This window comes from Kitasatospora sp. NPDC056783 (assembly GCF_042789895.1).
Taxonomy (GTDB): Bacteria; Actinomycetota; Actinomycetes; order Streptomycetales; family Streptomycetaceae; genus Kitasatospora.
This window is the reverse complement of record NZ_JBHUAF010000267.1, coordinates 1-11,838: the sequence shown is the minus strand read 5'-3', so window position 1 is coordinate 11,838 and position 11,838 is coordinate 1. Positions and strand designations below refer to the sequence as shown.

General features: G+C 70.9%; 13 protein-coding genes. 3 read left to right on the top strand and 10 right to left on the bottom strand.

From position 1 onward, the window contains the following. On the top strand, nt 1–296 hold a 296-nt coding region (locus ACFRMQ_RS29170), incomplete at its 5' end, for a hypothetical protein (protein ID WP_380733650.1). A 160-nt stretch (nt 297–456) separates the two neighbouring features. Here the strand turns inward: ACFRMQ_RS29170 and tyrS are convergent. Further along, the gene (gene tyrS / locus ACFRMQ_RS29165) at nt 457–1,725 is read right to left on the bottom strand and encodes a tyrosine--tRNA ligase (RefSeq protein ID WP_380733652.1); all 1,269 of its coding nucleotides are present in this window, start codon (nt 1,723–1,725) and stop codon (nt 457–459) included. 325 nt (nt 1,726–2,050) lie between these two features. Here tyrS and ACFRMQ_RS29160 point away from each other — a divergent pair, with 325 nt between their 5' ends. Continuing rightward, nucleotides 2,051–2,581 carry an HNH endonuclease gene (locus ACFRMQ_RS29160; RefSeq protein ID WP_380733649.1) on the top strand — a complete coding sequence of 177 codons (531 nt, stop codon included), beginning with the start codon at nt 2,051–2,053 and terminating at the stop codon, nt 2,579–2,581. 115 nt (nt 2,582–2,696) lie between these two features. Here ACFRMQ_RS29160 and ACFRMQ_RS29155 read toward each other — a convergent pair whose 3' ends face one another. The 7 genes from ACFRMQ_RS29155 to ACFRMQ_RS29125 form a co-directional block, all read right to left on the bottom strand. Then, entirely contained in the window at nt 2,697–4,685 is a 1,989-nt protein-coding gene (locus tag ACFRMQ_RS29155; RefSeq protein ID WP_380733648.1) for a PQQ-binding-like beta-propeller repeat protein, read from the bottom strand. 117 nt (nt 4,686–4,802) lie between these two features. Continuing rightward, nucleotides 4,803–5,108: a 4a-hydroxytetrahydrobiopterin dehydratase gene (locus ACFRMQ_RS29150; RefSeq protein WP_380733647.1), complete on the bottom strand. Its 306-nt coding sequence runs from the start codon at nt 5,106–5,108 to the stop codon at nt 4,803–4,805. 63 nt (nt 5,109–5,171) lie between these two features. Further along, nucleotides 5,172–5,351, bottom strand: coding sequence for a DUF1272 domain-containing protein (locus tag ACFRMQ_RS29145; protein WP_380733646.1), 180 nt, complete (start codon nt 5,349–5,351; stop codon nt 5,172–5,174). 38 nt (nt 5,352–5,389) lie between these two features. Beyond that, nucleotides 5,390–6,148: a sulfite exporter TauE/SafE family protein gene (locus tag ACFRMQ_RS29140; protein ID WP_380733645.1), complete on the bottom strand. Its 759-nt coding sequence runs from the start codon at nt 6,146–6,148 to the stop codon at nt 5,390–5,392. Between the two features lie 193 nt (nt 6,149–6,341). Beyond that, a complete protein-coding gene (locus ACFRMQ_RS29135) occupies nt 6,342–7,391 on the bottom strand; it encodes an SPFH domain-containing protein (RefSeq protein WP_380694245.1) in 1,050 nt (349 codons plus the stop codon). Nucleotides 7,392–7,401: 10 nt separating this feature from the next. After that, nucleotides 7,402–7,824, bottom strand: a complete 423-nt coding sequence (locus ACFRMQ_RS29130) for an NfeD family protein (protein ID WP_380733644.1) — start codon at nt 7,822–7,824, stop codon at nt 7,402–7,404. Between the two features lie 120 nt (nt 7,825–7,944). Then, nucleotides 7,945–8,736 (bottom strand): ABC transporter ATP-binding protein, encoded by a 792-nt coding sequence (locus tag ACFRMQ_RS29125; RefSeq protein WP_380733643.1) that lies wholly within the window; start codon nt 8,734–8,736, stop codon nt 7,945–7,947. A 150-nt stretch (nt 8,737–8,886) separates the two neighbouring features. On the opposite strand from ACFRMQ_RS29125, the gene ACFRMQ_RS29120 reads away from it, so the two are divergent. Next, entirely contained in the window at nt 8,887–9,690 is an 804-nt protein-coding gene (locus tag ACFRMQ_RS29120) for a hypothetical protein (RefSeq protein ID WP_380733642.1), read from the top strand. 157 nt (nt 9,691–9,847) lie between these two features. On the opposite strand, the gene ACFRMQ_RS29115 is transcribed toward ACFRMQ_RS29120, so the two are convergent. Both ACFRMQ_RS29115 and ACFRMQ_RS29110 read right to left on the bottom strand, forming a co-directional pair. Next, nucleotides 9,848–10,504: a response regulator gene (locus ACFRMQ_RS29115; RefSeq protein WP_380733641.1), complete on the bottom strand. Its 657-nt coding sequence runs from the start codon at nt 10,502–10,504 to the stop codon at nt 9,848–9,850. Next, complete coding sequence (locus ACFRMQ_RS29110) at nt 10,497–11,594, bottom strand: GAF domain-containing sensor histidine kinase (RefSeq protein ID WP_380733651.1); 1,098 nt, start codon at nt 11,592–11,594, stop codon at nt 10,497–10,499. Before ACFRMQ_RS29110 ends, ACFRMQ_RS29115 begins: the two co-directional genes overlap by 8 nt. Nucleotides 11,595–11,838 lie beyond the last annotated feature (244 nt).

Genomic DNA, 11,838 nt, shown 5'->3' with positions numbered 1-11,838 from the left:
GCGTTGACTTTTGGCACGCTGTTGAGTTCTCAAGGAACGGACGCTTCCTTCGGACTGCCTTCCAGCAGGCCCTCCGGGCTTCGTTCTTTCGTGTTTCCAGCTTACCAGATGTTTTCCGCCCCGTTTTCCGGAGTTTCATTCATCCAATTCCCGAACTGGCCGGGGCCGCTTTCGCGACGTCCACTACATTAGCGCATTCCGAGTTTCACTCGAAATTCACTCCCGCCCCCGTCGGCGGAAACGCCAACGAACCCATCTTCATGGGGATCAGAGTGAGAGTGGGTCTTGCTGAATGAGATGGCCGCTCCAGCGACTCGTTCAACACTAGGCCACCCGGAGGACATCGTCAAACGTCGAGGGCCGGATCTGTCCAGATCCGGCCCTCGATGCTCTGAGCCGCAGGTCAGAGCAGGTGTGTTTTCAGCCAGGCATCGGCCTGACCGGTTCGTCGACCGGTCAGCCGGCGACGGCCAGTTCCACCGCCGCGAGGTTTCGCTTGCCGCGCCGCAGCACGAGCCAGCGGCCGTGCAGCAAGTCGGCCTCGGTCGGCGCCGCCTCCTCATCCGTCACCTTGACGTTGTTGAGGTAGGCACCGCCCTCCTTGATCGTCCGGCGGGCTGCCGAGCGGCTCGGCGAGAGACCCACGGCGACCAGCAGGTCGACCACCGACTGGAGTTCGGACACCTCGGCCTTCGGAACCTCGGCCAGGGCAGCTGCCAGGGTCGGGGCTTCCAGATCGGCGAGGTCGCCCTGGCCGAACAACGCCTTGGACGCGGCGACCGCGCGCTCGTACTGCTCCGCACCGTGGACCAGCGTGGTGAGCTCCTCGGCGAGGGCCCGCTGGGCGAGACGGGCGGCGGGACGCTCGGTGGTCTCGCGCTCCAGCTCCTCGATCTCCTCCTTCGAGCGGAAGCTGAAGATCCGCAGGAAGTTGGGGATGTCCCGGTCGTCCGCGTTCAGCCAGAACTGGTAGAAGGCGTACGGGGTGGTCAGCTCGGGGTCGAGCCAGACCGTTCCGGACTCGGTCTTGCCGAACTTGGTGCCGTCGGCCTTGACGATCAGCGGTGTGGCGAGCGCGTGGACGGACTTGCCGTCGGCCTTGCGGATCAGGTCCGCGCCCGCGGTCAGGTTGCCCCACTGGTCGCTGCCGCCGGTCTGCAGGGCGCAGCCGTAGCGGCGGTTCAGCTCCAGGTAATCCATGCCCTGGAGGATCTGGTAGCTGAACTCGGTGTAGCTGATGCCGGCGTCGGAGTTGAGCCGTCGGGCGACGGCCTCCTTCGCGATCATGTTGTTGACCCGGAAGTACTTGCCCACGTCGCGCAGCAGACTGATCGCCGACATCCCGGACGTCCAGTCCAGGTTGTTGACCATGCGGGCCGCGTACGGGCCCTCGAAGTCGAGGAAGCGCGAGATCTGGCCACGCAGACGCTCGACCCAGCCCGCCACCGTCTCGGGATCGTTGAGCACGCGCTCGGCGGTGGGCTTCGGGTCACCGATCAGGCCCGTGGCACCGCCGACCAGACCGAGCGGGAGGTTCCCCGCCTGCTGGATGCGGCGCATGGTGAGGATCTGCACCAGGTTGCCGAGGTGCAGGCTGGGGGCCGTCGGGTCGAAGCCGCAATAGAACGTGACCGGGCCGTCCGCGAACGCCTTGCGCAGTGCGTCCTCGTCAGTGGACAGGGCGATCAGCCCACGCCACCGCAGCTCGTCGACGATGTCCGTCACGGTCACGCTTCTCCTTCGATCGGGCGCCCGCCCGGCGACGGCCCGGTTCGATCGGGCCCCGGGTCGGTACGACTCCAGCCTGTTAGAGCCTACGCGGTTCCTGCCGGCGAGTTTTCCCCGAGGCACCCGCCCGGCACCCCCGAGACACCCGCGAAGCGTCCCTCAGGGCACCCGGCCCACTCCCCCGAGCCCCTCTCCGATACCGGAAATTCCGTTGTTCGACGGCTGCGGGTCCATTCAGAGTGGTTCCACCGCCGTGCGGCGGCAGTGACGTGTGTGGAGACGGTCGTGCCGCCGTGGCACGCCCGGGGGAAGGGTGTGCCGAGTGCGCAACACGCTGGTTCTGAACGCGAGCTACGAGCCCTTGACGACGGTGTCGCTCCAGCGCGCCGTCGTCCTGGTGCTCCAGGACAAGGCGGTGGTGGAGCAGGCGCACCCGCTCCGCTCGATCCGGGGTACGGGCGTGACCGTCCCGGTGCCACGGGTGATCAGACTGCAACGGTACGTACGGGTGCCGTTCCGACAACAGGCTTCGTGGTCGAGGCGGGGTGTCCTGGCCCGGGACCAGCACCTGTGCGCGTACTGCGGCCGGCGGGCCACCACGGTGGACCACCTCCAGCCGAGGTCCCGCGGTGGCGCGGACAGCTGGCTGAACACCGTGGCCGCGTGCGCGGAGGACAACCAGCGCAAGGCGGACCGCACGCCGGAGCAGGCGGGGATGAAGCTGCTGCGCCGCCCGTTCGTGCCGACGCCGCAGGCCAGCCTGATGCTGGCGCTGGGGCTGCGCGGCTCGGAGGTCCGGGACCTCGCCGACTGGCTGCCGGCCGTACCGGGCCGCCCCGTCTCCGCGGCCTGAGGCCCCGCAGGGATCGAGAGTGCCCTCGACGTGATGGCACTCTCGAGGTGGGAACGGAGGCGGTGCGGGAGGCCGTGGCGCGAGAAGGACGGCGGGTGCGGGAGGCCGGAAGGTCTCAGCCCTTCGCCTGGTAGCCCGCCGCCGTGCCGTAGTTGGCCGAGTGCTCGGGCACCACGACCACCTGTCCGCCGCCGATCAGCACCCGTCCGGAGATCAGCAGCGAGCCGGTGCCCGGCGGGAAGTTGCCGCCGGTCGCCTCCTCGCCGCCGGCCAGGGGGAACCTGCTGAGGCGGGCGGGCTGGTCACGGCGTTCGTCGGCGGCGAGCACCAGCGATCCGCCGTCGATGCCGACCGCCCGGGCGGCGCCCTTGGCGGCCGTCGGCGCCTTCCAGCGCTGTTTTCCGGTGTCCAGGTCGTAACCGACCGCGGACACCGGTCCGCCGCCGTTCGGCGGGGCGATGGTGGTGACCATCGTGCGGCCCTCGAAGTACACGCCGGGAGTGGCCGAGAACGCACCGTGCGCGACGTCCAGTCTGCCCCCGTCGACGGACACCGGGATCTCGGCAGCCGGATCTCCGGCCGCACCCCAGGCGAACACCCGGTCGTTCTCGGGCTTCTCCCCGGTGGTGAGCACCACGGGCGGCTCCACGGAGAGCACCGTCACCGTCTTCGGCTGGTTGTTCAGGCCCCGCCACCAGCTGACCTTGCCGTCCGCGACGTTCAGCGCGACGGCCTGGTCGGTGGGGGTCGAGTCGGCGCAGGAGGACGCGACGAGCACGGTCTTGCCGCTGACGCCCCCGGAGAGGGTGCAGAACTTGCCCTGCCCGGTGTACTGCCAGACGTCCTTCCCGTCCGTCGACTCCCAGGCCAGCGCCCGGTCGTCACCGACGGCGACCACCTTGTCCTCGATGACGCCCACCCGGGCGGAATAGGTGCCCTTGGTGTCCGAGAGGGTCTTGGTCCAGACGGTCTTGCCGGTCTTGGTGTCCACGGCGGCCAGCAGCGTGCACGGGCTCTTCGGATCGGCCTGCGGGCGGAACAGCGCCGCTCCCAGGCCCGCCTGGTTCACCCCCGCCGACAGCCCGCACGGGACGGCCCCGGCGGCCGGCGGCTCCATCGACCAGGCCGGCTTGCCGCCCGCCCGGTCGTACGCGTGCACCCCGGAGCCGTCGGCCCGCACCACGGTGTCGGCCAGCAGCCAGCTGCCGATCAGCGTGTCGTCGCCCGCGGACGCGCCGGCCGCGGCGGGCTGCGCGGCCCACGCCCGGTTGTGCGCCACCGCGAAGCCCGGCTCGCCGCCACTGCTCGCCGCCGCGCTGCCGCCGCTCTCGGCACCGACCATCAGCCCCGCCCCCACCAGCACACCCAGCGCGGCCACCCCGGCGCCGGCCCGCACCAGCAGAGCCCTGCGACTGGGCACGTGCTCGCCGGACAGCACCGCGCCGGCGGCCTTGCGGGCCGTGACGGAGAGCGATGAGCCGGACCGGGCGCCGGAACCGGAGCGCGAGCGGGTACCACCGCCGGCACCCCGCCGGGCCTCGGCCCGCGACGGCGCGGCGGGCTCGGCCGGGAGTTCGGAGGGCCGTTCCGGAGATGTCGCCTCGGTCTTCTCGGGGCCGGGAGCTGCCTCGCCCTCCTCGATGCGCACGTAGCCGTCCACCGAGTACTCCGCGCCCTCCGGGACGTACAGGCCCTCCCCGGACGGCTGCTCGTAGTCGGCGTACGGCGCGTAGGGCTGGAACTGCTGCCCGTGGCCCGGGTACTGCGGGTACGACTGGTACTGCTCCTGACCGACGTACTGGTTCTGGACGTGGCCGCCTTCGACGTAGCCCGTTCGGCCGTATCCGCCCTGGTCGTGGCCAGTCTGGTCGTAACCGGCCTGATCGTAGCCGGGGTGCCCGTGCGCGTGGACGTCTTGGCCGTACTGCGGCTGCTGCCCGTGATCGACCGGGCCGTAGGCCGACTCCTGCTGCCACTGGGGCGACTGTTGCGGTACCCGGTCCTGCTCGGAGTGTCCGCCGTATCCGCCGTGCTGCCAGTCCGGGTGACTCCGGGACTGCCACGGCTGCGGGGAGTGGGCGTCTCCGAAGGGCTCCTGCGCCATCCGTTCCGTCCCTCCGAGCCCGTCTGCCTGCCGATGCGGCAGTCAGCATCTCACGCCCGCCCGAAGGCACGGGCCCGGCCCTCCGCCGTACGGCCCGGAGCTCTCGGCCGATCCGCGTCAGGCCGCCGACTCCGCGCGCAGGATCTCGTCGATCCGGGCCGCGAGAGTGAAGTCCAGAACGGTGAGGCCGCCGGCGCTGTGGGTCGACAGGACGAATCGCAGCGTGCGCCAGCGGATGTCGATGTCGGGGTGGTGATCGAGGGCCTCGGCCTGCTCGGCGACGGCGCCGACCACCCGGATCGCCGCCGGGAAGTCCGGGGCGTCGGCGCTGCGGGTGATGCTGTCGCCCTCCCGTGTCCACTGGGGCAGTGCGGCCATGGCCGCCGTGATCTCGTCCTCGTTCAGCCGTGCCCTGCTGGTCATCTCCGCGCTCCTGGTGGCTCGTCGGTCCGGGTGCCGGGATCCCGGGGTGCTCGGGATTCTGGGTCAGGCGGTCTTCCGGCGCGGACGTGCCACCAGCTCGCCTCCGCAGTTGGGGCAGGTGGCGGCCATGGCCTCGGTGCAGTCCGAGCAGAAGGTGCACTCGTAGGAACATATCGAGGCGCGGCTGTCGACGGTCAGCGACACCGCGCAGCGCTCGCAGGTCTCACGCATCTCCAGGGCCATGACGCATTTCTCCGATTCCCACCCAGACTGACAGTCGTTCAATTCACCAGCAGCTTGGTGACGGCCGCGAGGCCGACCACCACGATGACGGCGCGCAACGCGGCCGGTGGGAGGCGGCGGCCGACCTTGGCTCCGACCAGGCCGCCGACCAGTGAGCCCACCGCGATCAGGCCGGCCGCGGCCCAGTTCACGGTCGACGTGAACAGGAAGAAGAGCGCGGCGACGCCGTTGACGATCATCGCCAGGGCGTTCTTCACCGCGTTGATCCGCTGGAGGTCCTCCTGGAGCAGCATGCCCATCAGCGCCATCAGCAGCACGCCCTGCGCGGCGCCGAAGTAACCGCCGTAGATGCCGGTGAGGAACACCCCGACCAGCAGCACCAGGCTGCCGTCCGGGTCTCCACCGGGGCGGCGACGGGCGGCGACGGCCTTGGCCACCCGGGGTTGGATCACCACCAGGATGAGCGCGAGCAGGATCAGCACCGGGACGATCGCGTCGAAGGCCCCCTTCGGCAACTTGATCAGCAACAGCGCCCCGACCAGCCCCCCGAGCAGCGACGCGCTGCCCAGGCGCAGCACGCGGCGGCCCTGGCCGGCCAGTTCACGGCGGTAGCCGATCACACCGCTGAGCGACCCGGGCACCAGGCCGAAGGAGTTGGAGACGTTGGCGGTGACCGGTGGAATGCCCACGGCGAGCAGGACCGGAAAGGTGATCAGAGTGCCGGAGCCGACGATCACATTGATCATCCCGGCGCCGACGCCGGCCACCAGAACAGCGATCGACTCCCAGAGCGTCATGGGTCACCTCTCCTCTCGGTCCTGTCCGAGGGGATCATGCCGGACCACCTAGTGGGCCGACCAGAGTCGCCCGCGATTCGGGACGCACGCCACAGTGCCCCCGTCACGCCGGTGCGTACGCTCCGGCGCCGCGAAAGCCCGAGGGCCCGCCACCTCTCGGCGACGGGCCCTCGGTGAAACACGATCCGACCGATCACTCCGGGTCGATCTTCGGGTACTCCCGCACCGGGTCCACCCGGGGGCGGGCAGCGCCCTTCTCGGTGTCCACCGGCCGCGGGCCGGACGCCGGGTCGAGCGGCACCTGGGTGGCCGCCGGAGCCGTCTGCGGAACACTGGGCGCCGCGACCGCGCCGCCGTTCATCCCGCCGTTGCCGGTCAGGCCGGTGAAGGCTCCGCCGAGGCCCTTGAGCGCGTCGCCGACCTCGCTGGGGATGATCCAGAGCTTGTTGGAGTCTCCCTTGGCCAGCTCGGGCAGGGTCTGGAGGTACTGGTAGGCGAGCAGCTTCTGGTCGGCGTCACCGTCGTGGATGGCCTCGAAGACCGTCCGGATCGCGGCCGCCTCACCGTCCGCGCGCAGGACCGCGGCCTGCGCCTCACCTTCGGCCTTGAGCACTTCGGCCTGCTTCTCACCCTCGGCCTTGAGGATCTGGGCCTGGCGCTGACCTTCGGCGGTGAGGATCGCGGCGCGCTTGTCCCGGTCGGCGCGCATCTGCTTCTCCATCGAGTCCTGGATGGAGGTCGGCGGCTCGATCGCCTTCAGCTCGACGCGGTTGACCCGGATGCCCCACTTGCCGGTGGCCTCGTCCAGAACGCCGCGCAGGCCGGCGTTGATGACCTCGCGCGAGGTCAGGGTGGACTCGAGGTCCATCGAGCCGATGATGTTGCGCAGGGTGGTGACGGTCAGCTGCTCGATCGCCTGGATGTAGCTGGCGACCTCGTACGTCGCGGCGCGGGCGTCGGTGACCTGGTAGTAGATGACGGTGTCGATATTGACGACCAGGTTGTCCTGGGTGATCACCGGCTGCGGCGGGAACGGCACGACCTGCTCGCGCAGGTCGATCCGGTTGCGGACGCGGTCGATGAACGGGACGACGATGTTCAGCCCTGCGTTGAGCGTCCGGGTGTAGCGGCCGAAGCGCTCCACGATCGCGGCGCTGGCCTGCGGGATGACCTGGATCGTCTTGATCAGCGCGATGAAGGCCACCACGACCAGGACGACCAAAACGATAAGGACGGGTTCCACGGACTCTCCCCTAGACGACCAGGGCGGTCGCGCCCTGGATTTCGACGACGTCGACCTGCTGCCCAGGCTCGTACACCTGGCCCGGGTGGAGCGCACGGGCCGACCAGATCTCGCCGTTCAGCTTGATCCGCCCGCCCTCCCCGTCGACGGTTTCCGCGACGACCGCGGTGGCGCCCTGGAGCGCCTCGATGCCCATCTTGACCTGCGGACCCTTTTCCAACTGCCGACGGGCGATCGGGCGGACGAAAACCACCATCGCGGCCGAGACCGCGACGAAGGTCAGGGTTTCCAGGACCACTCCGCCACCCAGTGCCGCCACACCGGCGGCAACCAGAGCACCCACCGCGAACATGGCGAACTCCGGCACCGCGGTGAGCACCAGCGGTATGCCAAGCCCTGCGGCGGCCAAGAGCCACCAAATCCAGCTGTCCACACGTCCATCCTAGGGAGCGAAGGCCTTCGAAGCGGACAGTTCCCGCAGGTCGAGGGGTGGAAACCGGTCGCGCGTGCGACCGGCTTCCGACAGCCTTCCGGATGACGGACGGACAGGGCCTCAGCCCAGCGGCAGACCCTGGGCCGACCAGCGGTCTCCGTGCCGCTCCAGGGTGAGCGGCAGTCCGAAGCACTTGGAGAGGTTCCGGGCGGTCAGCTCGGTGTCGATGGGACCAGCCGTGAGCACCTTCCCCTGGCGAATCATCAGGACATGGGTGAAGCCCGGCGCGATCTCCTCGACGTGGTGGGTGACCATCGCCATCGCCGGGGCGAGCTCGTCCTTGGCGAGCGCGCCGAGCCGGCGGACCAGGTCCTCGCGGCCGCCGAGGTCCAGACCAGCGGCGGGCTCGTCGAGCAGCAGCAGCTCGGGGTCGGTCATCAGGGCGCGGGCGATCAGGGTGCGCTTGCGCTCGCCCTCAGAGAGGGTGCCGAACTTGCGGCCAGTGAGATTGGCCATACCGAGGCGGTCGAGCAGGGCGAGGGCCCGGGCCTCGTCCGACTGCTCGTAGCTCTCCTGCCAGCTGACCGTCATGCCGTACGCGGCGGTGAGCACGGTCTGGAGCACCGTCTGCTCAGCCGGCAGCTTGTCGAACATGGCGGCGCCGGCCAGACCGATCCGCGAGCGCAGCTCGAAGACGTCGATCTCGCCCAGCTTCTCGCCCAGGACCGTGACCTTGCCCGAGGTCGGGAACAGGTACGACGAGGCGATCTGCAGCAGCGTGGTCTTGCCGGCGCCGTTCGGGCCCAGGATGACCCAACGCTCGCCCTCGGAGATGGACCACGAGACCTGGTCGACCAGCGCGCGCCCCTCCCGGACCACGGATACGTCCACCAGCTCCAGCACGTCGCTCATGGCTATGCCTTCCCCAAAAAACAAGATTCTCGGCCGTCGGTGCGGGCGGCGAGCCTACTCCGGCAGCCGGTGGGCACGGGATGGGTGCGCCGCACACGCATGGGCAAACCTACGCCACGCGGATGACCGCCGATTCCGTAGGCTGGCCGGATGCTCGCGACTCCTGCCGACAATCCGTACGAAGAGCCCCGTTCGGGGCGGCTCACCGCTTGGGGCAACGCCCTGCTGGCAGGCCTGGTGCCTCCGGACGACGCCGCTGCGGCCGTCTTGGCCGGGGACGAGTCCCACCGGGTGACCGGACTGCCGGGTGACGAGCCCGGCGAGCTGCATGGGCTGACCTGGGCGCTGGGGCGGCTTCGGGTGCTCGGGGTGAAGGGCCTGCGTCTCGCCCTGCCCTCAGCCGGGCATCCGCTCGGGCTGACCGGCCCCAGGGTCTTCAACGAGCGGGCCATGAGTGCGGGCGAGGCCGTGCTGGCCGTGGGTGCACCGCTCGGGCTGGTGCCGGAGGTGGAGGTGTACGGCCCGGTCGGCGATCGCTCGGCCACCGTGCTGTGGCGCTGCTCCGAGGTCACCGACACACCGCCGGCCGACGTACCGTCACTGCACGAGGCCGAACGTGAGCTTGCGGACGGGCTGCGAGAGGCAACCGTCATGCTCACCCGTCTCGACGTGGCCGGCGCCGGACCCGAGGCCCTGCGCGCACTCGACGCCTACCGCCGTCGAGGCCACAGCGAACTGCTCGCCCCCGGCTACCCGCCCCGGGCCGTTCGCGTCCTGGAGTCGGCACGCCAGGTGTCGGCCCTGCTGTCGATCGCCTCCGGCGGGCACGGAGCTGCCGTGAGCGCCACCGAGATGGCGGCCCGCCAATCCGCCCTGGCCCCGCTGCGCCGCACCGCCCGGCGCGCACAGGTGGCCGCCTACAACGCCCTCGTCGACGAGCGAGACGACCGCTGAGAGCTGCTGGGGCCCGGGGGCGGCGGCGAGCGCGATGACCTCCGCGCGTTCGTACCCGCCCCGTCGGGGTCGGCGTCAGAAGCCGGCCGGACACGGCCGTCTGGCGACACATCACCTCCATTCGGGCTTCCCTGCCGAACGGCGCGCCCCCAGCGCACTACTCCTCCCTGGTCTCCCCGTGGCGAACAGCCCAGAGCGCCGCCTGGGTTCGGTCGGCCAGGTCCAACTTCATGAGGATGTTGGACACATGGGTCTTCACCGTCTTCTCGGAGAGGTGCAGACTGCGCGCGATCTCCCGGTTGGAGCGGCCGTCGGCGATGTGACCGAGCACCTCGCGCTCACGCTCGGTGAGAGTGCCACCGCGGCCCTGCGGGGCGCGTGGGCCTTCGTCGGAGAGCAGGGCTTCGGCCAGTTCGGGCTGGAGCAGGACGTGGCCGGCATGAACCGAGCGGATCGCCCCGGCCAGCGCTTCCGGGTCCACGTCCTTGTAGACGTAACCGGCCGCACCGGCCCGAAGCGCGGGGACCATCGTGCGGTGCTCGGTGAAACTGGTGACGATCAGGATCCGGGCCCGGCTGCCCTCCCCTTTGAGCGTGCGCAGCGCCTCGATGCCGTCGACGCCCGGCATCTTGAGGTCCATCAGGACGACATCGGGGTCGAGTTCACGCGCCCGCTCGACGCCCTCCGCCCCATCGGCCGCCTCCCCCACCACCTCGATGTCGTCCTGGACCTCAAGGAAGGTGCGCAGCCCACGCCGGACCACCTGGTGGTCGTCGACCAGCAGGACGCGGATCGACGGTGTGCTCTCAGGCACCGGGGACCTCCATCTCGACGAGCGTCCCCCGGCCGGGGGCCGACTCCAGGGTGAGCGTGCCGCCGACGGCGGCCGCGCGGTCGCGCATCGAGGCCAGGCCCAGATGGCGGCCGGCTCGACGAACGGACTCCGGATCGAAGCCGCGCCCGTCGTCGCGCACCCGCAGAACGGCACCGCGTGCGGGCGTCCCGGCCAGGGTGACGATGACCCGCCGGGCGTCGGAGTGGCGCAGCGCGTTGTGCAGCGCCTCCTGCGCGACCCGTAGCAGTGCGGCCTCCTGGGCGGGTGGCAGCGCCCGGACGCCGTCGGCGGCGAAGGTCACATCGGCGGCGTGCGCCCGGTCGAGGACCTGAACCTGGGAGGCGAGGGTGGCACTCAGCCCGTCCTCCTCCAGCGCGGCGGGACGCAGCTCGACGACGACGGCACGCAGTTCGTCGGCGGCTTCGGCGGCCAGCCGGGCGACCTCGGCGAGTTCGGCACGCGCCCTGGCGGGGTCGCGGTCGACGAGCTTCGCGGCGGCCTTGGCGGTGAGCCGGAGCGAGAAGAGTTTCTGCGAGACCGCGTCGTGCAGATCGTGGGCGATCCGGGCGCGCTCGCCGGCCAGTGTGAGTTCGCGGCTGCGTTCGTACAGCCGGGCGTTGGACAGGGCGAGAGCGGCGTGCGCGGCAAGGATCCGCAACAGCTCTTCGTCGTGGTCGGTGAAGAGGCCGCCGCCCCGCTTGTTGGCGATGTAGATGACGCCCATCACCTGCGGTTCGTCCTCGGGCGCGTCGCTGTCCAGGATCGGCATGCCGAGGAAGGCGTCCATGTCCGGATGGGCCGCGGGCCACCCTTCGAAGGCAGGTGCCTTGCGGACGTCCACGAGCCGGGTGGACCCGGTCTCGTGCAGCATCGCGGCGAGCACTCCGTGCTGCCGGGGCAGTGGGCCGATCGCCCGCCACTGCTCGTCGGTGACACCGTCCACCACGAACTGGGCGAAGCCACCATGGTCGTCGGGCACGCCCAGGGCCGCGTACTCGGCGCCGAGCAGGCTTCGGGCGGAGGCGGTGATGCGGCGCAGCACTTCGCGGACCTCCAGGTGCCGGCTCATGGCGAGCAGTGCCTGGCTGACGGCCTCGATCCCGGCCAAGCACGGTTCGCAAGCGGGCAGCGGGCCCTGGTGGGCCCAGGGGTCTCCGGTGGTGCTGGACATACCGCCAAACTACCGCCGCCGCAGGGACCGCCGCGTCCGTCCGGGGCCGCCCCGGGCCCAGGTCCGCAGACCTAGGCCGCAGGGCCCGCCGGGAACGGTACGGGACCGCCCGGAACGCCGACGGGCGGCCCTCCCCGGTGGG